A 24429-nucleotide genomic window follows, 5' to 3' on the forward strand; every position below is an offset into this window, starting at 1 on the left:
TTACAGAGACATTTTACTTGACCCGGGAGATGGTGAGCTTACCCACATCCACGCCAAGGTTGACGCCCTCGCCCGTGCCGCTGAGCGCCAGCGAGACGGTGCCCTTGGACAGTACCTGGGCGCCTGCGCTCTTGACCACGCCGGCATCGGCGTTGGCGGTGATGTAATCGCCGAATACTTCATTGATGCTGTGGACGTTGCTGATCTCGCCCTTGCCATCGTTGATGCGCCACTTACCGGCCGTCAGGCCGCCACCGGTGATCTCCAGCTTCACCGTGGCCGTGCGTCCATCGTCACAGCGGAGGGAGCCGGAACCTTCAGCGTGCTTGTAGATGGCCGACCAACCCTTCAGGTTGAACCGCATATGGCATTTCAGGCCGGCGTCGTCCGCATGGGCGGCGGGGGCGGCGAAGGAACCTGCGGCAACGAGGGCGAGCACAGCGAGTCCGGTCATGCGCTTGATCATTTTTGTTTCTCCTTTCAGCAAAGTGTGACGGGGCGGGCATGGCCCGGGATGCAGCGCAGTCTCCAATCACAAACATGAATATTCTGCGATGTCGCCACGGCTTGTTCAGCAACGGCAAGGTAGCGTGAACCCGCCTTCACGCCCACGGGTATCCCGGGCGGTCGCAAGCAGGCGCTTACATGGGCACACTGCTCATTTGAAGGGAGAGACCCATGCATCCCATGGCACAGCGTGGCTGGCGCATCGTGCGCAATACCGCCCGGGGTTTCGGTGACGATGAACTGATGACCCGCGCCGCGGCGCTGGCGTTCTATTCGGCGCTCTCCTTCGCCCCGCTGTTGGTGCTGCTGCTTTGGATTGCCTCCTCGCTGCGGCCGGAATGGCAGCAGCAGATGATCGACGGACTCAACCAGATGGTAGGCCCGCGCGCAGCTGAAACCACCCGGCTGGTGCTGGACAATGCCCGCCAGCGGCCGGGAGTGGGCAGCATGGCCGGCATCATCGGCCTCTTCGTTACCCTGGTGGGCGCCTCGGCGGTGTTCGCGCAATTGCAGGGCGCGATCAACCGCGTCTGGAGCCTGCAGCCGAAGCCCGGGAAGGCGGTGATGGGGTGGATCCGCTCGCGCATGCACGCGGTGGGGCTGATCCTTGCCCTTGCCTTCCTGTTGATCGTCTCGTTTTCCGTGAGTGCCTTGATCGCGGTGTTCGTCCAGGGCGGCACCGTGGCCTGGACGGCCCTGGAAGCCGTGGTGGCGATGGCGGTGTTCGTGTTCGTCTTCGCCGCCATCTTCAAGGTGTTGCCCGACGCCGTGATTGCCTGGCGGGATGCCTTGGTCGGCGCGGCACTCACGGCAGTGCTATTCGCCGTGGGCAAGTTCTGCATCGGCCTGTACCTGGACCACTCCAATGTGGGCGGGCCTTACGGCCCTGCCGGTAGCGTGGTGGTGCTGCTGGTGTGGGTTTATTACTCCGCGCTGATCCTGCTGCTGGGGGCCGAGCTCACCGAAGCGGTGGCCGAGGAGCGTGGCGTGGCGATCCAGCCGCGGCCCCACGCCATGCGCGTGCACGTTGCGCGGCCCGGTCAGCCGCCAGACAGCGATTTTTGATGTGCGCGTCACGGCGCGGCAACCAGCATGCAGGGCGTAGACCGTGGAGGAGAAAGCCATGAACAAGATCATCACCCATGTTGCCGCCGCCAGCCTTGCGATGGCCAGCCTGACGGTAGGCGCCCACGAGGTTTGCCGCAATGTCCGTGTGGCGCATAAGGAATCGAGCGATACCCACCGCATTGCCGGTACCGCCATCGGTGCCGTGGCCGGCGGCCTGGTCGGCCACCAGGTGGGCGGCGGCAAGGGCAAGACCCTCGCCACCGTGGCCGGCGCTGTCGGCGGCGGCTATGCCGGTAACAAGATCCAGCAGAACAACCAGCGCAAGCACACCTATTACACCACCGAGCGGCGCTGCCACGAGGAATGAGGGATCATCGATAGCTAGCGCATGGGAGCGGGTGAAGCACATGGTCAAGTACACACTGGTGGGCTACGACGGGTCCGATACCTCCCGTCGCGCCTTTGCCTTCGCCGTTGAACTGGCCCGGCTGGCCGGGGGAAGGGTTCGTGTGGTCCATGTGCTGCAGGTGGCCGAGGGCGGACCCGATGCCTCGGTGCTGATGATGGCCGATTGCAGCTCCGAGCGCAGTGCCGCCCTGCTGGCGGAACTGACCAGCCTGATACCTGATGCCAAGGCGCTGGTCGACATCGACATCGTCCACGGCAGCCCCGGCGATGTCCTGCTGAACCAGGTGCGCCAGCATGGCGTGGATCATGTAGTGATCGGCCATACCGACCGCGGTGCGTTGGCACGCTGGCTGCTCGGCTCGGTATCTACCGACATCCTGGCTCACGCCCACGTGCCGGTGACGGTGATCCGCTAACCGGCATCCTTTGAAAGACTGGCCATGTCGATCACGAAGCGGTATTTCACGTCCGAGCGCAGCATGCGCTCGTAAGCTTCGTTGATGTCCTGGATGGCGATCACCTCGATGTCCGAGACGATGCCGTGATCGGCACAGAAATCGAGCATTTCCTGGGTTTCGGCGATCCCGCCGATCAGCGAACCGGCGAGCTGGCGGCGCCCGAAGATCAGCGGACCACCATGCACGGTCGGTGGCGTATCGGGCAAGCCGACCAGCGTCATGGTGCCGTCGCGCTTGAGCAGTTGCAGATAAGTGTTCAGGTCGTGCGGGGCCGAGACGGTATCGAGGATGAAATCGAAAGTGCCGGCATGTTCCTTCATGGCGGGCATGTCGTTGGACATCACCACGATGTCGGCGCCCAGGCGCATGGCGTCGTCCTTCTTCGAAGGCGACGTGGTGAATTGCACCACCTGCGCACCGAAGGCATGGGCAAGCTTCAGCGCCATGTGGCCCAGTCCGCCCAGGCCGACCACGCCCACCTTGCTTCCCGGCCCGACCTTCCAGTGCCGCAGCGGGGAATAAGTGGTGATGCCGGCGCACAGCAGCGGCGCCACGGCGGCAGGCTCGAGGTTGTCGGGAATACGCAGCACGAACGCTTCGTCCACCACGATCACGCTCGAATAGCCACCCTGGGTGGGCGTGCCGTCCTGGCGATCCTTCGAGGCATAGGTTCCGGTGAAGCCTTTTTCGCAGAATTGTTCGAGCCCTTCCCTGCACTGGGCGCATTCCCGGCAAGAGTCCACCATGCAGCCGACGCCGGCCAGCTGGTCGCGTGAAAATTTCTTCACGTCGTGGCCGATGTCGATCACCCGCCCGACGATTTCATGACCGGGGACCATCGGGAACTGGCCCTGGCCCCATTCGTCCCGTACCTGATGGAGGTCCGAATGACAGACGCCGCACCAGAGGATCTCTATCACCACGTCCGAGGGACGCGGATCCCGGCGCTGGAAATGATAGGGCCCCAAGGGCGCCCTGGCGGCCGGGGCGGCATAGCTAGCGGCGGGGATCATGGAAAGCTCCAGGGAAGGGGAAAGCGCTGATGGTATGCCAATCGCCTCCGCCGCTGTCGCCTTCGGGGCCAAGCTTTGTAACAATCCGGTAACCCTTCAACCGCCCACCTTCGAGGATGTCGTCGCAGTGAGCTATTCCCCTCTTCCCTGGACGCTGGACAACATCGATCTCGACGGCATCGACCTTGCTCGCGTCCGCGACAATGAAGACCTCTTCCTGCTGTTGTGCGGCGCCTCATTCGTCGAAAGCGGCTCGGACCTCTACACGCAGAACCTGATCGACCACTTCGCCGGCGACAACGCTCTGCAGGCGTGGCTGCGCGACCATTGGGAACAGGAAGAAATGCAGCACGGCCGGGCGCTGTCGGCCTATGTACGGCATGTATGGCCGGAGTTCGACTGGGAAGCGGGCTTCACCGGATTCTTCAACGAGTACGGCGCGGTGTGCACCGCCGAGGAACTGGAATCGAGCCGTGGCCTGGAGCTTGCCGCGCGCTGCGTGGTGGAGACAGGTACCGCCAGCTTCTATCGCGCACTCAACGATGTCACCGATGAGCCGGTACTGAAGAGCCTCACCAACCTCATCAAGAGCGATGAGGTGCGCCACTACAAGCATTTCTACCAACACTTCCGCCTGTATCGCGACCGCGAACGGCTCGGCCGCTTCCGCATCTTCCGCGCAGTGTTGAAACGCGTGAACGAGATCAAGAGCGAAGACAGTGACATTGCCCTTCGCCACGTGTTCGATCGGCGCTATCCGGGGCTCGCGGGCAACCATGCGGAGTTCCGCCGCATCACCAGCCGCGCGCAGGGGCTGCTCAAGCGCCACCTGCCGGCGGAGATGACGGTAAAGATGTTACTCAAACCCCTGGATCTTCCGGCTCGGCTGCACGATGCGCTGGAAAAGCCGCTGACGAAGATCACCGAGCGGTTGCTCCTGCATTAGTGAAACCGCGCCGGCGAGTAATGCTGCCCTGTGCGACGGCGTCGCGTTACTTCTTCTTCGGCAACGCTGGGAATTTCGACGGGTCGTAGCCAGCCGTTTCGAATACCAGTGTCTGCTTGCCGCGATCAGCGGACACGATGTCCATCTGGATCTTCTTCACCTTCGGAAGTTCCTTGATGAACGCCTGGTCGTTCTTGATGAACATCGCAGGCTCGCCCGTGGTGGGCCGGTAGCCCACCAACGGGTGCGGCTTTCCGTCATAGGTGGCTGTGATCTTGCAATTGCCCGCGCAGGTGAAGCCCTTGCCGCTACCGAAGAGGAACACGCTCTGGCCCCAGGCGGTGTGCCGGCGCAGCACCAGGCGCACGCGGTCTTCACCGGAGGGGCGGCTGGAATAGAGCGTGGCGGTAAGCTGGGTACCACCGGCCATGGGCGCCGTCTGGTACTGCCAGAGGTTCTTCAGCCGTGCTTCTTCGGCGTCCTTCTCGACCTTGATCCGGAGGTCAGGGAGGGTCTTGTTGACCTCGGCGGCCGCAGGGGTGTCGGGATAGCGCGAGAGAATATCGTCGCCCATCTGCACCGCCATCGCCTCGTTATGGATCGACAACAGCTTGCGGTAGGTTTCGAGCTTGCCGGCCGATTCATCCGCCTGCGGCGCAGGCGCCGCCGCCTGCTGGGCATCGTCGTGGCCCGAACAGGCCACGGTACCCAGCAGCAGCATCGACAGGAGCGCAGGACGGAGAACGGGCATGGCAGGCATCCGGTTTGGATTCATGGGGGCATCTAGCTTGGACCGCCCCGCCCCGCCGCTGCAAGCCCGCTACCATGGCGGCTTCGTCCCAGCGAATGACCCGCATGTCCCCTTCCACCGCCGAAACCGGCGACTCGCTCTTCGCTCACCGGGCGTTCGCGCAATTCTGGCTGGCACGCACCGCCTCGAGCTTCGGTTTCCAGATGGTTTCCGTGGCGGTGGGCTGGCAGGTTTATGCCATCACCCATCGCGCCTTCGACCTGGGCCTGATCGGCCTGGTGCAGTTCATTCCTTCGCTGCTACTGGCCTTGCCCGCCGGCCACGTCGCCGACCAGTTCGAACGCCGGCGCATCGTACTGGGGGCCGATATCCTGGAGTTCTGCTGTATCGGTCTGCTGGCACTGGGAACCGTGCTGGGCGCGCTGAGCGAAACATCGATCCTCTGCCTGGTATTTGGGCTGGGCGTGACCAAGGCTTTCGAGTGGCCGGCAATGCAGTCGATGCTGCCAGGGCTGGTGCCGCCGTCGTTGCTCACCCGCGCCATGGCGGCAAACGGCTCCGGCGGCCAGGCAGCGATGATCATGGGCCCGGCGCTGGGAGGCTTGTTGTATATCCTCGGGCCCGAGGTGGTGTACGGGGTGTCGGCCCTGCTGTATCTGGCGGCCCTGGGTTTGCTGTGGCGCCTGCGCTACGAGCACGTGCCACCGCGGCGGGAACCGGCGACGCTGAAGGTACTTTTCGCCGGCGTGCACTTCATCCGCCATCGGCCTGCCGTACTGGGGGTGATTTCACTCGACCTCTTCGCCGTACTGCTTGGTGGGGCCACCGCGCTGCTGCCCGTGTTCGCCCGCGACATCCTGCACACCGGCCCATGGGGCCTCGGCCTGTTGCGCGCCGCGCCAGCCGTGGGTGCGCTGCTGATGTCATTCTGGCTGGCCCGGCATTCGCTCGAACGCCGGGTAGGGCCGATCATGTTCGCCTGTGTCGCGGCATTCGGCGTGGCTACCATGGTCTTTGCCGTGTCCACATCGCTGTGGTTGTCCTTGGCTGCCCTGTTCGCCCTGGGCGCCTTCGACATGGTCAGCATGGTGATCCGCGGCGCCCTGGTACAACTGGACACGCCCGACGATATGCGCGGCCGGGTGAGCGCGGTCAATGCCATCTTCATCAACACCTCCAACCAGCTTGGGGAATTTGAGTCGGGGCTGCTGGCGGCCGCCGTGGGCGCCGTCAACGCCACCCTGATCGGCGGGGTCGGCACGCTGCTGGTGGTGGGCCTGTGGATGTGGTGGTTTCCCTCACTCAGGCGGCGCCAGGGGCTGCGCGAGGCGCCCGGGCAATCCGAAGGCGCTTCCACCGCATTTTAGGGCCACTTTGCAAAACGTGTCGGTTTGGTCATAGGATGGACGTCTATACCGCCAAAGGCACACCCATGACGCGTCTTGCCGCAGTGTTGCTGCCCCTGGCGCTCGCCGCCGCCCTCCCGGCCATGGCCGCCACGCCTCCCAAGGGTCCGGCCACCATCACCTCCGCGCTCGAGCAGGGCGCCCGCCAACACAAGCCGGTGCTGATCGATTTCCAGGCCGTGTGGTGCTACTCGTGCTATTTCATGGCTTCGCACGTCCTGAACGGCGATGAGTTCAAGGCCCTGGAAAGCAAGGTGGTGTTCGTCGAGGCCGATGCCGACGACCCGGACGGCCAGGCCTGGATGAAAAAGCTCAACGTGCATTTCCTGCCCACTTACGTGGCACTGGACGAACACGGCAACGAGCTCGGCCGCATCCTCGCCGAGCGCCCGCGCGACAAGTTCTATCCCGAGGTTGCCGCGATCCTGTCCGGTAGCCAACGCCTGGACAAGCTCAAGGGCGACGCCCAGAAAGGCTCGCTGGCAGCCGTAGCCGCAGTGCTGGACGACTACCAGAAGCGCTACGCCGGGGCAGAGGGCCTGGCCTGGTTCGATACCCTTCCCTCGATGGTGAAGAACGTCGCCGACAAGGATCGCGATGTCGCCCTGGGCCGCCAGCAGTTGCTGCTGCTCAAGGCCAAAGCCGACAAGAACGACACCGCCATCGCCGACGCGGCCAAACACGTGCTCGCCGGCCGTATCGGCTGCCAGCGTCCCTATGTGCTGGATGACCTGCTGGGCGCCACAGCATCGTTGCCGCCGGAGGAAAAGCGTGCGGCCGCTGCCGAACAGAAGCAGGCCATGCAATCGTATGTCGACACCCAGGTATTGGTGGCCAACCCACCGTGCGCCGACATCCGCAGTGGCGTGCTGTCGCTGGCCGACGTCGACGCCGCGGCTGGCGATGCCGCCGGCGAGAAAGCCATCCTGGATCGCGCCATCGACATGACACGGGGCAAGCTGGGCAGCAACGTTGCCAGCGACCGCAACCTCGCCGACAACCTGCGCGTGTACCTGGTGCGCGCCAAACGCGGTGACGAAGTAGATGCGCTCGAACTTAAGCTGATCGCCGCTTACCCGAACGACTACGTCTACGCCTACCGCCATGGCCGCAACCTGGTGGAGAACGGCCGGGCGCAGGAAGGCTTGCCCTTCCTGGAAAAAGCCGCGACCAAGGCGTATGGCGCGAACAGGCTGCAGGTGGCGACCTACCGGGCCAAGGCGCTGATTGCGTTGGGTCGGAAGGACGAAGCGAAGAAGGTGGTCGATACAGTGTTGGCGCAGGAAGGTAAAACCTTCCCCGAGGCCGCTGCACGTCTACGTCAGGTGATCGGCTAAGAGGCCGGCGATCCCTTCACCGAATCCAGCTGGATCACACGTTCAATGCGATCGAGCCAGATGGTGCGATAGCCGCCGGGCAAGCCGGTGTCCTCCAACCGGACGACGCCATTCATGCCTTCATTCTCTTTCTCATCGCGGAAGCTCTGCACGGTGGGAAGGGCCGCCACCACGCCCGTCGTGGTGGTGCCGTCATGCTCCACCACGCTGACGCAGGCATTGTCGGGGAGATCGCTGACCAGCGTTTCCAGCCGGGCGATGTCGCCGGGATCGGTATATACCTGGGGGGCATATTTACTCATGTCGCCTAGCCTAGCCGGGGCCGATCAATGCACTGTGAACTCCAGTGCCGACGCCGGGCTAGACTCTCTGTTCACTCCAGCGGAAAGCCACGCCCTTGATCATCGTCCATCACCTGAACAATTCACGGTCCCAGCGGGTGCTTTGGCTGCTGGAAGAACTCGGCCTGGATTACGAACTGAAGCGCTACCAGCGCGATTCGCGCACGATGCTGGCGCCGCCGGAACTCAAGCGCGTGCATCCGCTGGGCAAGTCCCCCGTGATCACGGAAGACAACCGCACCGTCGCTGAATCCGGGGCCATCATCGAATACCTCCTGGAACGCCATGGCCGGGGCCGCCTGGTGCCCCCGGCGGGCAGCGAAGGGAAGCTTCGATACACCTACTGGCTGCATTACGCCGAAGGATCGGCGATGCCGCCGCTGTTGTTGAAACTGGTCTTCAGCCGCATCGAGACCGCGCCGATGCCATTCTTCGCCAAACCGATCGCCAGGAAGATCGCCCAAAAAGGGCAGAAAACGTACATCGACCCGCAGATCCGCCTGCACCTGGATTACCTGGAAGACGAATTGGGTAAAAATGGCTGGTTCGCTGGCGATGAGTTTACCGCCGCTGATATCCAGATGAGTTTCCCCCTGGAAGCGGCGGCCGCGCGAATCGACCTGGACGGCGCCTATCCACGGCTTGCCGCTTTCCTGCAACGCATTCACGCCCGCCCGGCCTATCAGCGCGCACTGGATCGCGGCGGCGCTTACGACCTGCTTAGCTGAACGACGTCATCGACCCACGGCGAACTGTTTACGCCAGGCTCACGACGCGGGCGGCAACCTCGATCAGGAATGATGGGTGAGAGGGAGTGGCTGATGAGCAAGTACCGGGATCTCGAAAGTGCCGTTAACGGCGTATCTGGCCGTGTGCGTGGTTATGTGGGCGAAGCTGCTGACCGGGCGTCTGACCTTGCCGATCGGGGCCGAGATACCGCATCGGACCTGGCCGAGCGTAGCCGCAAACTAGGCCTGAAATGGAGCAAACGGGCTCGACAAACTCGCCCGATTGCCTATCTGGCGGAGGACTTCGCCGATGAGGCGAATTACCAGTACCGCCGTCTGCGTCGCCAGGTCAAGCGTCACCCGGCGACCGCCGTTGGCATTGCCGCCGTCGCCGTGGGGACATTCCTGCTGTTGCGCCATATCTGGAACAACCGCGACGAATGACCCGGTTGTTCTGGCGGCGTCAGGTCAGAAGGCCGGCCATGCGCCGGCCTTTTTTAGCCGACCCTTAAAGTGTGTCGCGATGCGAGCCGGGTGATTCGCGAACACGTCGGAAGCACTGGCGCACAATGTGTGCGAAAGCCGCCGGGACGCCACCCTCGGAATGATCGGCGCATGCCAGTGAGATCTCTATAGCGCCCAGGCGCGGCAAGGTTATACCGGGCACGAAAGCACGGATACGCGATGGCGTGGTGTTCGGCAACATGGGCGTGACACCCAGCCCCGACCGCACGGCGGCCACCACCGATGCATGCGAATGACCTTCGAAGCGAAGTCGATAGCCCACGCCCTCCCGCACCAGGGAATCGATGGCCATTTCGCGGTCGGGACAGCCTTCGCTGAAGACGACCAGATCAACTTCGCCATCAACCGTGTTGGTTTCATGGTTGCCCACCCAACGAAGTGTCTCAACGTGTATGACTTCGGCGATGACAGCGGCAGGGCAGCCTTGCGCCAGGATGACATCAATTTCCCCGCGCTCGTAACTTGCCCAGAGCCCCGGGCTGAATCCGGTGCGCAACTCCACGGTAACGCCGGGCAAGACCTGGCTGCAGGTGGCCAGGATCGACGGCAGGAAACTCGACGCATATGCATCGGACATACCCACGACAATGCGTGCGCCCGAAGCATCGCCCTGCATGGCGGTTAGCGCGTCGTCATTGAAAGCCAACATGTCCATGGCCAGTGGCAGCAGTTTGCGGCCGCGCTCGGTGAGTACCAACCCGCGGCGGCCACGCAAGAACAGGGCGCCACCCATCTGCCCTTCCAGTCGCTGGATCTGCTGGCTCACCGCCGACGGCACGCGATGCAGCGATGCAGCTCCGGCGGCGATCGAGCCGGCCTCGTTGACCACCACGAACGAGCGCAGCTGGGCCGTGTCGATGAGCGTTTGAAGGTTCTTTTCAGGGCGATGATGGATAGGGAGCGGGATGTCCCTGGTACGCGTGCGTTGCATGGATGCTGGCCTGTCCTTAGATGATGCCTGGCGAGCATACGCGTCGAAGAAAGAAGTCATTTGCAGAATTCGCCCTTTCTCGGGATCTAAGCGTGATCATCGGGTGCCGATCGCAAAAAGACGCAGGGACATCACGACCATCACGGCGCCAAACACAGCCAGCCAGCCGATGGTCGTGCCGAACACGAGGTAGTCCAGACACGCGGTGACCACCGGAACCATGTAGAACAAGATGCCGACGCGACTGGCCTGCTGGCGGTTGATCATGACCAGGAGCAGCAGCGTCGCCACCACGGACACTGCGACAGCCATCCAGATGACCGAGAGCACGAACGCAGCGTTAAGCTTTGCATCCCAGCCCGTGAATGCCACCACGCCACCGAACACCAGTGTCGACACCAGTGATTGCAATGTTGCCGAGCGCAGTGGGTCACCTCCTATCCGTCTCTGGAAAGCGGTGCCCAAGGCCAGTGCGGTCATCGCCGCAAATCCAAGCACCATCGCCCATCCGGCCTGCGCATCGACATCGCGCGTTCCCCAGACCACCATGACCAGCCCGAGAAGGCCAAGCCCCAACGCTGCAAAGCGCCAGCGGTCGAGTCGATCACCGGCGGCCAGGCAAGTGACAAACGGCTGAAGGCCAAGGATTACCGCAAGGGTTCCTGGTGAAAGGCCGCCGGCAAGCGCCAGGAAAAACGCGGCCTGGTAAACAACCTGAAGAAGCACTGCATTCGCCACTTCGCCCGCAGTGATCGATAGCCGCACTTGCCCACTTTGAACAGCTACCCAGCGCGGGCGGAATCGTGCCATCACCCACATCAATGCGAGCGCCATGGCCGATCGTGCCAACAGGAACGACCATGGTGATCCATGTTGCAAGCCGATCTTCCCCACCACCGCGCCGCTCCCCCATAAAAGTAGGAAAGCCCAGGGCGCGGCATGGAGAATCCCGGCCATCACGCGGCCGCACGCGCCCAGTCGTTAATCGAGAATCGCTGGCCTTTGTCTCGCGAATCGACCAGGTATCGACGCAGTGCATTAGTCTTTTCCACGATGTCCAGCTGCAAGGATCTGCGTGCCGCCTTTTCTATCCAGTCGTAACACGCCCCGGCCTCCACATCATGGCGAAAATGGACTTTCGAGAGCGCGAAAAGGACGTCCCGGAATGTATCCGGGTTGATAATGCCGGCAACAGAACTGATCAGCTGGTCGATCTCCTGCTGCGTGATAGCAGACCGCTGGATATAGAGCGGATCACCTGGAGAAAAAACGCCAGCCCCCGGGGAGAATATGTCCGAGGCGTGGAAGGGCCTGTCGAAGGCGAAGTCCAGGCAAAGGAACATGCGACTGTGGCGTCCGAAGTTGATGGCCGCGTGAACCTGGCTAGCATCAAGCATCCAGACTTCGCCGCGCCGCATGCGGAATACACCTGAATCGTCTGAATGGAAGGATTCGAGATTATCTTCTAGCGGAACAAAAACCCGCAGGTACCGCTGACCCTCGTCCAGTTCAACAAAATCCCGGTGCGGGATTACCATCCCGTCGACCAGATTCCTGGCCCGGACCATGCGAAGAGCCGGGGTGTCGAAATTTTCCTCGATGAAACTGATAATTTCCGGCACTTTCAGGCAATGCGGCGTGGAGCGGCAGGACTTTGCGTTGCGATACTGCGTGTCGCTTGCCAGGCCAGATTCGTTGTATAGGGAAATATTGCTCCATTGTCCCTGTCCGAACTCGTCGTACTCTTCCAGCTGGAAGGGGATGTCGCCCAGACATTGAATCGCGCTTGTAAAGTCGAAATCCTTGAAGTCGATATTTGCAATGATGCGTGAACTCATTCCATGTCCGCTGTCAGCCGCTCGTTCTTGAGCACAGGCACGTTAACAACGACGCGTATTCCCACATAGTTAGAAAAAGCGACATCCCCCGACGGCGACGGCGATGGCTACGGCCGGATATGCACCAGGCTGGTCATGGCATCGACGTAGGAGAGTTTCTCGTCCACCAGCAGGGGAAGAAGCGGGGTTACTGATACTTCGTTGGTGCGCGTCCAGTGCTTCTTGCCCTTGGCATCAAGGTAGACCACACCGCCGACATCCTGGATCACATACGGCTCACCATTCACGCGCCCCAGGAACATCATCACGTGGCCGGGAATGTAGATCAGGTCGCCCACCTGGGCCTGCCCGATCGCCTTCATCCGCGCCTCATGGCTATCGGCGGCGGTGAACGGCAGGTGTGCAAGCTCCGGGCTTTTGGCCTGATCGCCAGTATTGCGCGGCATCTGCACACCCAGGCTGCGATAGACGTCGGAAACGAAACCGCTGCAGTCACGGCCGTTGTAGAGGTGTCCCCAGCCATAACGCTCACCAAGGAATTTGAACGCCTGACGGATGATGTTGGCTTGCGTCAGTGGCACGTAGTCCGGCGCGCTATCGGCGTTACGTTGCAACAGTGCGGGCTGGAACTTGAGCGACCCATCCTCGCTACGCACCGGCAGCAGCAGCGTCCAGGACACGTACGCCCCCTGCCCGTTCACCGGCTGCTCCGGCGGCAGGTTAGCCAACGGCACGCGCGCACCCATGTCCAGCTGCAGTTCCGACACCGCCGGGGCCTCCGGCGTGAACACGGTGCGCACCTTGGCGCCCGTCACCACCCGGTAGGGCGTCTTCTCGGCGTAGTCCAGCACCTGGTCACGGGTTCCAACGGCTATCGCCGATTTCTTCACCCAGGCGGCATAGCGCGGGCTCACCACGAAATACCACTGGCCATCCTCGCTTTCATGCACGATCACCACCGGATCGCCCGGGAACAACATGCTCTCCTGAAAGCTTTCGAAATCAGGCTGGTCGGGGGTGGTGAAGGCGCGAAGGTCGGTGGGAAAGTTACGCAACGACTGCCGGGCCACGGAGAGGCCATAGCGGGCCGTCACGTGCGCGGGAATCTTCTCCAGCGCGATACTGGCCACGATCGGATCGACCACCGATGCAGGCAGGGGCTTGTTGTGGATGTCGAGCAGCGGGCTGGACGGCAGTTTGGACACCTTGCCGATCCATGCCTTGACCTGCTCACCGCTCACCTGCGCGGGAATCTTCGCCAGTACGTACATCGACGGATCATTGGCGAACATGCGCGCGTTGCGCGCCTGTAGGTCCCCGCGGCTGAAGATCACCTTGTCCGGCGACGGCGCGCGGGCAATCCAGTAGTCCGGCGAGAACATCGCGTCATCGGTACCGATCACACCCGATGCGGGCACGGGCAAGGTCGGCGAGGCAGCCAGTGCATGGCTGCTGCCGATGGCAAGGGCAAGGCCGATGACGATGCGGGAAAGGGGCATGTGTGCACTCCGGTATCGAGGGTTTCACGGTATCCATGGCAACGGGCGTGCCAACCGCAATCGCCTGAAAAACAAAGCCCTCCACGAGGGAGGGCGTTGTCCGCGGACGTTTTGTCCGCCTATACCGGACACCGTCCGATTCAGGAGGCTTACACCGTCAAAGGGTTCGGCTTGTCCTGGTCGAGCTTGTACTGCTTGATCGCCCGGCTGACATCCTTGGCGTTGACCTTGCCATCCTTCGCCAACGCCGCCAGGGCGGCGTGGGCGATGTAGTAGCGGTCGACCTCGAAAAAGGCGCGCAGGTTGTCACGCGTGTCGCTACGGCCGAAGCCGTCGGTACCGAGCACCGTGTAACGCATGCCATCGGGCATGAAGGCACGGATCTGGTCGGCGTATTCGCGCACGTAGTCCGTGGCAGCGATGGCCGGACCCTGGCGATCCTTCAGAAGGCCCGTGACATACGGCACGCGCGGCTCGTCTTCCGGATGCAGGCGGTTCCAGCGCTCGGCGTCGAAACCGTCGCGACGGACTTCGGAGAAGCTCGGGCACGACCAGATATCGGCCGACACGCCGAAATCCTTCTCCAGCAATTCGGCGGCGGCGATGACCTCGCGCAGGATGGTGCCGGCACCCAGGAGCTGCACGCGCGGCTCGTTCTTCTTCGGCTTGCCGGCATCCTTGAACAGGTACATGCCCTTGATGATGCCTTCGGCGCTGTCCTTGGGCATTTCCGGATGGCTGTAGTTTTCGTTCATTACCGTGAGGTAGTAATAAACGTCTTCCTGCTCCTGCATCATCCGGCGTGTGCCGTCTTGCAGGATCACCGCCACTTCGTACGAGAATGTGGGGTCGTACGACACCACGTTGGGGACGGCGCCCGACATCAAATGCGAATGGCCGTCTTCATGCTGCAGGCCTTCGCCATTCAACGTGGTGCGTCCGGCCGTGCCGCCGATCAGGAAACCTCGCGCGCGCATGTCGCCGGCGGCCCAGCACAGGTCGCCGATGCGCTGGAAGCCGAACATCGAGTAGTAGATGAAGAAAGGCAGCATCGGCACGTTTGAGATGCTGTAGCTGGTGGCAGCGGCCATCCATGAACTCATGCCGCCCGCTTCGCTGATGCCTTGCTGCAGCACCTGGCCTTTCTGGTCTTCACGGTAGTACAGCAGCTGGTCGGCATCCTGCGGGCGGTACTTCTGGCCGAACGGCGCGTAGATGCCGATCTGCCGGAACATGCCCTCCATGCCGAAGGTGCGTGCCTCGTCGGCCACGATCGGCACCACGCGCGGACCGATGGCCTTGTCGCGCAGCATCAGGTTCATGCCACGCACCAGCGCCATGGTGGTGCTGATCTCGCGTTCGCCGGAGCTCTTGGTGATCTGTTCGAAGGCCTCAAGGCCCGGCGCCTTGAACGATTCGTCCGCCTTGCGACGACGTTGAGGCAGCGCGCCGCCCAGGGCCTTGCGGCGCTCGAGCAGGTACTGCACTTCGGGGGAATCCTTGCCCGGGTGGTAGAACGGCACCTCTTCAAGCTGGGCGTCGGTCACCGGGATGTTGAAGCGGTCACGGAAGGCGCGGATGGCATCGGTGTCCATCTTCTTCTGCTGGTGAGCCGGGTTCTGCGACTCACCGGCCGTACCCATGCCATAGCCCTTCACCGTCTTGGCCAGGATTACCGTGGGCATGCCCTGGGTGTTCACCGCCGCGTGGTAGGCCGCGTACACCTTGTGCGGATCGTGGCCGCCACGGTTCAGGCGCCAGATGTCGTCGTCGGACATGTTGGCCACCAGCGCCCCAGTTTCCGGATACTTGCCGAAGAAATGCTCGCGGGTATAGGCGCCACCGAAAGCCTTGCAGGCCTGGTACTCGCCGTCGACGGTTTCCATCATCAGCTGGCGCAGCTTGCCGGAGGTATCGCGCGCCAGGAGCGGATCCCAGTAGCTGCCCCAGACCACCTTGATGGCATTCCAGCCGGCGCCGCGGAACACGCCTTCCAGTTCCTGGATGATCTTGCCGTTGCCGCGCACCGGGCCATCCAGGCGCTGCAGGTTGCAGTTGACCACGAAGATCAGGTTGTCCAGGCCTTCGCGGCCGGCCAGCGAGATCGCACCCAGGCTTTCCGGCTCGTCGGATTCGCCATCGCCCATGAAGCACCAGACCTTGCGGTCGGTCTTGGGGATCAGGCCGCGGTGTTCGAGGTATTTCCAGAACTGCGCCTGGTAGATGGCCTGGATGGGGCCCAGGCCCATCGACACCGTCGGCACCTGCCAGTAGTCGGGCATCAGCCAGGGGTGGGGATAGGAGGTAAGCCCCTTGCCCTTGCCGGCCACGTCCATGCGGAAGAGGTCCATCTGCTCGGCGCTGATGCGGCCTTCGAGGAAGGAACGCGCATACACGCCCGGGCTGGAATGGCCCTGGTGGAACACCAGGTCGCCGGGATGGTCGGCGCTGGGTGCACGCCAGAAATGATTGAAGCCCACATCGTAAAGCGTGGCGGATGACGCGAAGCTTGAGATATGGCCGCCCAGGTCGCCGGGCTTGCGGTTGGTACGCACCACCATCGCCAGCGCGTTCCAGCGGATGATCGAGCGGATGCGCCATTCCAGCGCGGCGTCGCCCGGGCTGCGGGCCTCGTTCTGCGGCGCGATGGTGTTGACGTATTCAGTGGTGGGATCGAACGGCAGGTAGCCGCCGGCGCGACGGGTGGAATCCACCATGCGCTCAAGCAGGTAGTGCGCGCGCTCGGTGCCGTCATGGTTGATGACGGCGTTGAGCGATTCGACCCATTCCTGGGTTTCGGTGGGGTCGAGATCCTGGTGGAGGATGTCGGTGATCTGGTCCATGGTGCTCTCCGCAGCGCGTGGGGCGCGCCTGGCGTGGGGGTGGCGGGGAATTTAAATCGGTCCACCCCCGAGTTTAGCAAACCCGCGCCATCCCGGGCCGTCCTGCCCGCCTTAGCTGCCATGAATCAATCACATACGGCGCCGTATGGTCACCCATGCGTCCCTGTGTCGCACGGTGCCTGGCTCGAACCAGGCCGCCCGGATGGCCCTTGCCAGTCCTCTTTAGCGGCGGATTTCGCCCTGGGCCGCACGAATCTGCGCATCGACCGCGGCGATGGCGGTCATGTTCACCACACGGCGGGGTGTCGAGGCCGGCGTGAGGATGTGCGCGGCCTTGTCCACGCCCATGAGGATCGGACCAATCGCCACGCCGTCGGTCATCACCCGCACCATGTTGTAGGCGATGTTGGCGGAATCCAGGTTCGGCATCACGAACAGGTTGGCGCGCCCGCTGAGCGTGCTATTGGGGAAGACTAGGCTACGCACGTTCTGATCCCAGGCGGTGTCGGCCTGCATCTCGCCGTCGACCTCCAGCTTGGGCGCGCGCTTGCGCAGGATCTGGTAGACCTCGCGCATCTTGGCGGCACTGGGGTTGTTGTGGCTGCCGAAGTTCGAGTGCGACAGCAGCGCCACCTTCGGCTCGATGCCGAACAGCTTCAGGCGATAGCCCGCCTGCAAGGTGGCCGCAGCGATCTGCTCGGCGGTCGGATCGATCTGCACATGGGTGTCGAGGAAGAACCACGCGCCCTTGTCGTTGATCACGCCGGTCATTGCCGAGGTGCAGCTGACACCCGGATCCAGGCCGAACACGCTGCGCATGTAGCCCAGCTTCTTGTGGTAACGACCGACCAGGCCGCAGATCATCGCGTCGGCTTCGCCGCGCTGGACCATGATCGAGGCGATCAGGGCCGGACGCGAACGCACCAGGTTCTTGGCCGCCGCCGGCGATACGCCGCGGCGCTCTGTCATGGCGTGGTACTGCTGCCAGTAGTCGTTGAAACGCGGATCGTCATTGATGTTGGTCAGCTCGAAATCCACGCCCACGCGCATGCGCAGGCCCAGGCGCTGGATGCGGGTGTCGATGACGTCCGGGCGGCCGATCAGGATGGGGAAAGCAAGCTTTTCGTCGATCACCGTCTGCACGGCGCGCAGGACGGTTTCTTCCTCGCCCTCGGCATAGACCACGCGCTTGCGGTCGGCGCGCGCGCGCTCGTACACCGGCTTCATGATCAGGCCGGTGCGGTAGATGAACTGGTCGAGCTTCTCGATGTAGCTTTCCATGTCCAGGATCGGACGCATGGCCACACCCGAATCCATCGCCGCACGGGCAATCGCCGGCGCCAGCATCACCAGCAGGCGCGGGTCGAACGGACGCGGGATGAGGTAGTCCGGACCGAAGGTCGGCACCTCGCCACCGTAGGCACTGGCAAGGTCCCCCGCTTCCATGCGGGCCAGCTCAGCGATGGCGAGCACGCACGCCAGTTTCATGGCCTCGTTGATCACCGTTGCGCCGACATCGAGCGCGCCGCGGAACAGGTAGGGGAAGCACAACGCGTTGTTGACCTGGTTTGGATAGTCCGAACGGCCGGTGGCGATGATGCAATCCGGGCGCACCTCCTTGGCATCCTCGGGCAGGATTTCCGGCGAAGGATTGGCCAGGGCCAGGATGATCGGCCGGTCGGCCATGCTGGCGACCATTTCCGGCTTGAGGATGCCGCCGGCGGAAAGGCCCAGGAAAATGTCCGTACCCGCGACGATCTCGGCCAGCATGCGCTTGTCGGTATCCCGAGCGTAGCGTTGCTTGTCCGGGTCCATGTTGTCGCGGCCGGTGTAGAGCACGCCGTCACGGTCGAAACCGAGGATGTTCTCCGGCTTCAGCCCCAGCGCCACGAGCATGTCAAGGCAGGCGATGCCAGCCGCGCCGACGCCGGTGGTGGCGAGCTTGACCTCGCTGATCTTCTTGCCAACCACTTCCAATGCATTGACCACCGCCGCGCCGACGATGATCGCCGTGCCATGCTGGTCGTCGTGGAATACCGGGATCTTCATGCGCTCGCGCAGCTTGCGCTCGACGATGAAACACTCCGGTGCCTTGATGTCTTCCAGATTGATGCCGCCGAAGGTGGGCTCCAGGCTGGCAATGATGTCCACCAGCTTGTCCGGGTCGTTTTCTGCGATCTCGATGTCGAACACATCGATGCCGGCGAACTTCTGGAACAGCACGCCCTTGCCTTCCATCACCGGCTTGCCGGCGAGCGGACCGATATTGCCAAGGCCCAGTACCGCCGTGCCGTTGGTGATCACCGCCACCAGGTTGCCGCGCGCGGTCAGTTCGCTGGCCTGCCGCGGATCTTCCACGATCGCCTCGCAGGCGTAGGCCACCCCAGGCGAATAGGCCAGCGACAGGTCACGCTGGGTGACCATGGGCTTGGTAGCGGTGACTCTTATTTTGCCTGGGCGCGGATGGCGGTGGTATTCGAGCGCCGCCTGCCTGAAATCCTCGGAAATGGCCATGAATGTCCGCTGTGAAGAAAGAAGTAGAGGGAGCGACGGCAGCTGCCATCAGACGAAGAATCTTAGCACCCCACCCGGCTACCTACCTCGAAAGAAGCTTCCGGCCACGCACCGCACGACAGGCTGCGGACAGATTCGCTTTTATGGCAATGCGCGCAGCCCTGCCTACAGGCCCAGCGAAATTTCTTCAGCCTGCACACCCGCCATATGGATGTGGTTGACGAACAACGAGAATGCGAGCTTGCCGGCCAGGCCATGCACATGCTGCATCCAGGGAGGCAGGTAGCGTGGCGCGGCAATAGCGCCGCTGGCGAAGAAAGGCTCCAGGCTGATCACGTCGTGCAAGGCGAGCTTGCCGGCGAAGAGGTGCCGCAGGTGATCCAGGCGCCGCTGGCGAAGCGACCAGCGGAAGAAGGTATGCACGGCCAGCAGGCCGGACAGGTATACGTTGTCCTTGGCGAAGGCCGAGCCGCCGGTCACGGGGACGCCACGGAATACGCGCTGCGCCGAATGGAAACTGTCAGGCACGTTCTGGCCGCAACTACGGAAGTACTGGTAGACCTCGACGAAGTCCGCGCCGTTCAACGCCATGTCGATGGCAAGGATGCGCAGGCTGATCCGCTTCAGCCGCGAGATGTCGATGGCGCCGGACATGAGTTCGGCGAACACCGCCAGGCCTTCCTGGGTGGCGGTAACGCGAGGGGACGTCCGCGCCAATGAAGCCAGCACCGGCTGCTCGCGACCATTCAACGCGGTGAGCGAATGCACGAACGCCTCATGGGCCATCAACTGGTGGCGATCGTACTCAGTGAAGCTGGCGCCGCCGCGCAGGCGGATGCGGGTGGCACCGGCGGCAGCCTTGGCGGTGAGTTCAGGATCCACCACCACGGCGATGCGCTCGGCACCGAAAAAGGCATCCAGTTGCGCGGACATATCCTGGCGGAGGTCCTCAGCCAGGATATGTCCCTCGGCGTCTTCGGTATCCAGGTCCGCACCCAGTTCGTCGGCCAGCTCCACGAAGTATCTGGCCGCGTCCAGGTTGCTTCGCTTGCGGCTACCCGGGATGCTGTCGCCGGGGCGGCCGTAGAGCTGGATCGAAGGCTCCGTCACCGCTTCAGTACCCACGCCCTCGAGCATGGTGGCTGCCACGCGCCACGACTGCGCGGTACGGCGCAGGTACTCGGCGATGGGGTGGTCTTCGCCCGCTTCCAGTTCGATGCGCTCTAGCTCGCCGCGCGCAGCGGAGAGATCCGGCGTCAGGTATTCAACGTCCGGCAGCGAGAACCGGCCCACTCGATAGGCGGTGATCATCCGCTCCTCCAGCGAAGCGGGCCAACCGACCGTGGGCAGGATGCGAATGGCGCGTACGGCCTCGAGCAGACGCCGGTCGAGCACGGCGAAGCGTTCGAGTTCCGGCGAGGAAACCATGGCGGGAACGTCCATGACCGCCGATCTTACCTGTCCCGGTCGCGTCGCGACGAGTGTTTACCCGGAATCCGTGGACTGCGGCGCAGCCTCGCCTCGAGTGTGGCGGCCTGCTGTTCGCGTTCTTCGTGCAATTTCAGGAAGCTGCGCCAGCGCTGCGGGGAGAGCTCGCCGGTGGCCAGCGCCGCCTGCACCGCGCAGCCAGGTTCGTTGGTGTGCCCGCAATCGGCAAAGCGGCAATCAGCCGCCAGGGCCTCGATATCGGCGAAGAGATCAAGGTTTTCCTCGCCCGTGAGCTTAAGCTCGCGCATGCCCGGGGTGTCGATCAGGCAGCCGCCGGAGGGCAGCTGCAACAACGCGCGGTGGGTGGTGGTGTGCCGGCCGCGGCTATCGTGGGCGCGCACCGCGCCGGTGGCCATGCGCTCTTCGCCCAGCAGCGTGTTGGTGATGGTGGATTTACCCGCGCCGGACGAACCCACCAACACCGCGCTATCGCCCGGCTGCAGGAAAGCCAGCACCGGCGCCACCGATGCTGCATCCTTGCTGTTGAGCGCAATCACCGGCGTGGCGGCGCCCACGCGCGCATGCACGGCTGCAACCGAACCTTGGGCATCCACCGCACTGTCGGCCTTTGACAGCAGCACCACCGGTTGCGCACCGGAGCCTTCCACCAGTGTCAGGTAGCGTTCGATGCGGGTGGGATTGAAGTCACCGTCCAGGCCCATCAGCACCAGCACGTAGTCGATGTTGGCAGCGATCACCTGGCGCTCGTAACGCTCGCCGGCGGCGGCGCGAACCAGCAGGGTGCGCCGCGGCAGCACGGTTTCGATCACCGGGTGGGTATTGCCCGAGAGAAGGACGAAGTCGCCCACGGCCGGGCGAAGTGAAGGATCCAGGCCGCGCTTGAGGAACGTGCCGGCCGGCTGGGCGTTGAAGAGCTGGTCGCCGTCGTGCAGCTCGTAGCCGGCCCGATGCTGTGCAACCACCCGAGCAAGCCTGCCCGGACCCGCGTCAGCGTCGCCGCGCCAGCCGATCCGGCGCAGCCGCTCGATGTCCACGGGGTCCGTCATAGGCCCTGATTATGCCATTGGATCGCCTCGCGGCAGGGCATCGACGCTGATACAGTGCCATGCAAGACGAATCCCCGGTACGTGAATAACGATGGCATCGATCCAACCCAGCGCCCACCTGGCCGACGTCCGCTACGAGATCCGCGGGGCCCTGACCCGCCGGGCGCGTGAAATGGAAGCCGCAGGCCACGCCATCATCAAGCTCAACATCGGCAACCCGGGCCGCTACGGTTTCCGCACGCCCGACCACCTGCGCCTGGCCATCGCCGACCATCTGGCCGATAGCGAACCCTATGGACACGAGCAGGGCCTGGAAGAAGCCCGCGAAGCCGTGCTGGCCCAGCAGCGAGCCCATGGCGCCGAAGGCGTGGACGTCGAACGGATCTTCATCGGCAATGGCGTGAGCGAGCTCATTGACCTGGCTTTGCGCGCGTTGCTGCAGCCGGGCGATGAAGTGCTGCTGCCCAGCCCCGATTACCCGCTGTGGAGCGCCGCCACGATCCTCAACGACGGCAAGCCCCGCTACTACCGCTGCCCAGCAGAAAACGGGCACCTGCCCGACCCTGACGAAATCGAGGCCCTGGTAACCCCGCACACGCGTGCCATTGTGCTGATCAACCCGAACAATCCAACCGGCGCGGTTTACCCGGAACCGCTCCTGCAGGCCATCGTGGCCGTAGCACGGCGACATGGCCTGTTGTTGCTGTGCGATGAGATCTACGACGAGATCCTCTACGACGACACCCCCTTTCAGCCGCTTGCCAGGCTCGCCGCCGACCATCCGTGCGTGAGTTTCGGCGGGCTGTCGAAGGTGCATCGTGCCTGCGGCTACCGCGTGGGCTGGATGAGCCTGTCGGGCCATCAGCGCCTCACCGCGGATTACCGCGACGCGCTGCAGTTGCTGGCGGCGCTGCGTCTTTGCGCCAACGTCACCGCGCAATGGGCCGTGCGGCCGGCGCTCGAAAGCGCCGCCACCATCGGCGAACTCACCCGCCCCGGTGGCCGCCTGCACGAGGCACGGCGTGCCGTGATCGAAGGTGTCGCCGCCAGCGAATTCCTGGACATGGTCACCCCAGGCGGGGCGCTTTACGGTTTCCCGCAGGTCAGTGCCGCGGCCCTCCCGGCATTCGACGATGCCGGCTTCGCGCTGCGCCTGCTCGAAGACGAAGCCGTGCTGATTGTCCCCGGATCGAGTTTCAACCTGGCCGCCAGCCGGCACCTGCGGCTCACCCTGCTGCCCGAGCCCGCGCAGCTGCGCGAAGTGTTCGTGCGCATCGACCGCGTGCTGGCCGCGATGGCGGGCGAGCGCCTTTCCCCGGCCACGGACGCCGCCGTCGCCTGACGCACGGCGGTAACCTCCCTGCCATCGGGCGGCGACACTCCACGCCGATACTGTCGTCCCGGGAAGACTCACCGGGGATCGACGCCATGGCCCGTTTACGCTGCCGCAGCGCCTTCATATCTGATGTCCATCTGGGTACGCCCGATTGCAAGGCAGGCTACCTTCTGGATTTCCTTACCCATCTGGATTGCGAGCACCTGTACCTGGTCGGAGACATCATCGACCTGGAAGCCCTTGCCCGCCGCCACTGGTGGCATGCCGACCACGGCGCCGTAGTCGGCCAGCTTCTGGCGATGGCCGAGCGCGGAGTGAAAGTCACCTACATACCGGGCAACCACGACGCTCCGCTGCGCGGCCTGGCCGGCCAGGCGATCGGCGGCATCCGCGTGGAACTGGATGCCATCCACGAAGGCGCCGACGGCCGGCGGTACCGCGTGAGCCATGGCGACGAATTCGACGGCGAATCGATCGGCCGCACCTGGATGCTCTGGGCCGGCGAAGTGCTTCACCGGGCGATCTGCTGGACCAACCGCCGCGTGCATACCTTGAGGCGCTGGCTGGACCAGCCCTACCTGCCCCTGTCGATCATCATCAAGTCTCACGTGGGCAAGGCGCTGGCCTATATCCGCGACTTCGAGGAGCGCGTGGCCAACGACGCCCGCGAGCGCGGGCTGGACGGTCACATCTGTGGTCACATCCACTTCGGCCACGTACGCGATATCAACGGCGTGCTGTATCTCAACGACGGCGACTGGGTGGAGCACTGCACGGCGATCATCGAGGACACCTGCGGGGCCATGGAACTGATCCATTGGAGCGGCCACCGCGCCCGGCTGGGACGCGCCAGCCGCGAAACCATCCTGCCCTCCCCCGCCGAAGCTTTCGGCCTGCGCCCGCTCACATCCCTGCCGGCGGCACTGGTATCCCTACGTACCTCCCCACCCTAGGCCTCCACCATTCCTACACATGCTCCTGACCATATTCCTGACGAACACATCGAGGAAATGGGCATGCGCGTAGGTCTGATCGTCATCGGCATCATCCTGCTGGCCGCGGGAATCTGGGTAGTCGCCGGCCACGCCAGCTATCGCGACACCAACACCGTGGCCCAGATCGGTTCAGCCAAGCTCACCGCCACGCACGACCGCGCGATACCCCAATGGGTCGGCATCGCAGGCATCGTCATCGGCGGTCTGCTCACCGTCGGCGGCATCGCGCGCAAGCGCTGACGCGAACACTGCAGGGGTGGATCCACCAGGCCGCGACAGCGGCCTTTTTTTGGCCCGCTTGAGGCGGGGCTAGAGCTAGAGCGGGAGCGGTTGGGTGTCACCCTGGTCACTAAGTCCTCAGTCGGCTTCGCCTCCCTGCGGAAGCGTTCTCAGGGTGACACCCAACCGCTCCCTCCGACTCCTGAGGCGGCCTTGCAAAGCAAAATCCCGCTCTCCCCACAACCCGCTGTTGCGTCCGGGGGAGCGGTCG

The 24429-nt window shown here is 63.8% G+C and carries 23 protein-coding genes; 11 read left to right on the top strand and 12 right to left on the bottom strand.

The annotated features are described in order from the left end of the window. Nucleotides 1-13: 13 nt before the first annotated feature. Nucleotides 14-466 carry a hypothetical protein gene (locus VGM61_RS01275; RefSeq protein WP_331520889.1) on the bottom strand — a complete coding sequence of 151 codons (453 nt, stop codon included), beginning with the start codon at nt 464-466 and terminating at the stop codon, nt 14-16. 212 nt (nt 467-678) lie between these two features. Between VGM61_RS01275 and VGM61_RS01280 the strand changes: the two genes are divergently transcribed. The 3 genes from VGM61_RS01280 to VGM61_RS01290 are packed head-to-tail and all read left to right on the top strand — an operon-like array spanning nt 679 to nt 2399. Next, nucleotides 679-1572, top strand: a complete 894-nt coding sequence (locus VGM61_RS01280) for a YihY/virulence factor BrkB family protein (protein ID WP_331520891.1) — start codon at nt 679-681, stop codon at nt 1570-1572. Nucleotides 1573-1630: 58 nt separating this feature from the next. Next, a complete protein-coding gene (locus VGM61_RS01285) occupies nt 1631-1942 on the top strand; it encodes a glycine zipper 2TM domain-containing protein (protein WP_331520893.1) in 312 nt (103 codons plus the stop codon). Nucleotides 1943-1982: 40 nt separating this feature from the next. Continuing rightward, nucleotides 1983-2399, top strand: a complete 417-nt coding sequence (locus tag VGM61_RS01290; RefSeq protein ID WP_331520894.1) for a universal stress protein — start codon at nt 1983-1985, stop codon at nt 2397-2399. On the opposite strand, the gene VGM61_RS01295 is transcribed toward VGM61_RS01290, so the two are convergent. Continuing rightward, complete coding sequence (locus VGM61_RS01295) at nt 2396-3454, bottom strand: NAD(P)-dependent alcohol dehydrogenase (protein WP_331520895.1); 1059 nt, start codon at nt 3452-3454, stop codon at nt 2396-2398. The two genes, VGM61_RS01290 and VGM61_RS01295, sit on opposite strands and share 4 nt — an antisense overlap. A gap of 127 nt (nt 3455-3581) precedes the next feature. Here VGM61_RS01295 and VGM61_RS01300 point away from each other — a divergent pair, with 127 nt between their 5' ends. After that, nucleotides 3582-4400, top strand: a complete 819-nt coding sequence (locus VGM61_RS01300; RefSeq protein WP_331520914.1) for a ferritin-like domain-containing protein — start codon at nt 3582-3584, stop codon at nt 4398-4400. Between the two features lie 46 nt (nt 4401-4446). Here VGM61_RS01300 and VGM61_RS01305 read toward each other — a convergent pair whose 3' ends face one another. Next, nucleotides 4447-5151, bottom strand: a complete 705-nt coding sequence (locus VGM61_RS01305; protein WP_331520896.1) for a hypothetical protein — start codon at nt 5149-5151, stop codon at nt 4447-4449. A gap of 104 nt (nt 5152-5255) precedes the next feature. Here VGM61_RS01305 and VGM61_RS01310 point away from each other — a divergent pair, with 104 nt between their 5' ends. After that, the gene (locus VGM61_RS01310; RefSeq protein ID WP_331520897.1) at nt 5256-6518 is read left to right on the top strand and encodes an MFS transporter; all 1263 of its coding nucleotides are present in this window, start codon (nt 5256-5258) and stop codon (nt 6516-6518) included. A 65-nt stretch (nt 6519-6583) separates the two neighbouring features. Then, nucleotides 6584-7894, top strand: a complete 1311-nt coding sequence (locus VGM61_RS01315; RefSeq protein WP_331520898.1) for a thioredoxin family protein — start codon at nt 6584-6586, stop codon at nt 7892-7894. Here VGM61_RS01315 and VGM61_RS01320 read toward each other — a convergent pair. After that, nucleotides 7891-8196, bottom strand: a complete 306-nt coding sequence (locus tag VGM61_RS01320) for a DUF3247 family protein (protein ID WP_331520899.1) — start codon at nt 8194-8196, stop codon at nt 7891-7893. The two genes, VGM61_RS01315 and VGM61_RS01320, sit on opposite strands and share 4 nt — an antisense overlap. Nucleotides 8197-8291: 95 nt before the next feature. Between VGM61_RS01320 and VGM61_RS01325 the strand changes: the two genes are divergently transcribed. Together VGM61_RS01325 and VGM61_RS01330 are read left to right on the top strand one after the other, a co-directional pair. Further along, nucleotides 8292-8963, top strand: a complete 672-nt coding sequence (locus VGM61_RS01325) for a glutathione S-transferase (RefSeq protein WP_331520900.1) — start codon at nt 8292-8294, stop codon at nt 8961-8963. Between the two features lie 93 nt (nt 8964-9056). Beyond that, the gene (locus tag VGM61_RS01330) at nt 9057-9407 is read left to right on the top strand and encodes a hypothetical protein (protein WP_331520901.1); all 351 of its coding nucleotides are present in this window, start codon (nt 9057-9059) and stop codon (nt 9405-9407) included. Between the two features lie 64 nt (nt 9408-9471). Here the strand turns inward: VGM61_RS01330 and VGM61_RS01335 are convergent, their stop codons facing one another. The 8 genes from VGM61_RS01335 to rsgA form a co-directional block, all read right to left on the bottom strand. Further along, nucleotides 9472-10419 carry a LysR family transcriptional regulator gene (locus tag VGM61_RS01335; RefSeq protein ID WP_331520902.1) on the bottom strand — a complete coding sequence of 316 codons (948 nt, stop codon included), beginning with the start codon at nt 10417-10419 and terminating at the stop codon, nt 9472-9474. Between the two features lie 96 nt (nt 10420-10515). Beyond that, a complete protein-coding gene (locus VGM61_RS01340; protein WP_331520915.1) occupies nt 10516-11376 on the bottom strand; it encodes a DMT family transporter in 861 nt (286 codons plus the stop codon). Then, nucleotides 11376-12257, bottom strand: coding sequence for an aspartyl/asparaginyl beta-hydroxylase domain-containing protein (locus VGM61_RS01345; RefSeq protein WP_331520903.1), 882 nt, complete (start codon nt 12255-12257; stop codon nt 11376-11378). The genes VGM61_RS01340 and VGM61_RS01345 overlap by 1 nt, the downstream gene beginning before the upstream one ends. A 107-nt stretch (nt 12258-12364) precedes the next feature. Next, nucleotides 12365-13756 carry an SH3 domain-containing protein gene (locus VGM61_RS01350; protein WP_331520904.1) on the bottom strand — a complete coding sequence of 464 codons (1392 nt, stop codon included), beginning with the start codon at nt 13754-13756 and terminating at the stop codon, nt 12365-12367. A 149-nt stretch (nt 13757-13905) separates the two neighbouring features. Continuing rightward, nucleotides 13906-16599 (bottom strand): pyruvate dehydrogenase (acetyl-transferring), homodimeric type, encoded by a 2694-nt coding sequence (gene aceE, locus VGM61_RS01355; RefSeq protein ID WP_331520905.1) that lies wholly within the window; start codon nt 16597-16599, stop codon nt 13906-13908. A 222-nt stretch (nt 16600-16821) separates the two neighbouring features. After that, nucleotides 16822-19113 carry an NADP-dependent malic enzyme gene (locus VGM61_RS01360; RefSeq protein WP_331520906.1) on the bottom strand — a complete coding sequence of 764 codons (2292 nt, stop codon included), beginning with the start codon at nt 19111-19113 and terminating at the stop codon, nt 16822-16824. A 165-nt stretch (nt 19114-19278) separates the two neighbouring features. Then, nucleotides 19279-20556 carry a flavohemoglobin expression-modulating QEGLA motif protein gene (locus VGM61_RS01365; protein WP_331520907.1) on the bottom strand — a complete coding sequence of 426 codons (1278 nt, stop codon included), beginning with the start codon at nt 20554-20556 and terminating at the stop codon, nt 19279-19281. Nucleotides 20557-20567: 11 nt separating this feature from the next. Continuing rightward, on the bottom strand, nt 20568-21608 hold the full coding sequence (gene rsgA, locus VGM61_RS01370) for a ribosome small subunit-dependent GTPase A (protein WP_331520909.1): 1041 nt from the start codon (nt 21606-21608) through the stop codon (nt 20568-20570). Nucleotides 21609-21699: 91 nt separating this feature from the next. Here rsgA and VGM61_RS01375 point away from each other — a divergent pair, with 91 nt between their 5' ends. The 3 genes from VGM61_RS01375 to VGM61_RS01385 all read left to right on the top strand — a co-directional run bounded on the left by VGM61_RS01375 (nt 21700) and on the right by VGM61_RS01385 (nt 24179). Further along, entirely contained in the window at nt 21700-22950 is a 1251-nt protein-coding gene (locus tag VGM61_RS01375) for an aminotransferase class I/II-fold pyridoxal phosphate-dependent enzyme (protein WP_331520910.1), read from the top strand. A gap of 86 nt (nt 22951-23036) precedes the next feature. After that, nucleotides 23037-23897: a UDP-2,3-diacylglucosamine diphosphatase gene (locus VGM61_RS01380; RefSeq protein ID WP_331520911.1), complete on the top strand. Its 861-nt coding sequence runs from the start codon at nt 23037-23039 to the stop codon at nt 23895-23897. A gap of 63 nt (nt 23898-23960) precedes the next feature. Then, nucleotides 23961-24179: a hypothetical protein gene (locus tag VGM61_RS01385; protein ID WP_331520912.1), complete on the top strand. Its 219-nt coding sequence runs from the start codon at nt 23961-23963 to the stop codon at nt 24177-24179. Nucleotides 24180-24429: the final 250 nt, after the last annotated feature.

The sequence above is a fragment of the Pinirhizobacter sp. genome (genome assembly GCF_036499745.1).
GTDB lineage: Bacteria > Pseudomonadota > Gammaproteobacteria > Xanthomonadales > Rhodanobacteraceae > Pinirhizobacter.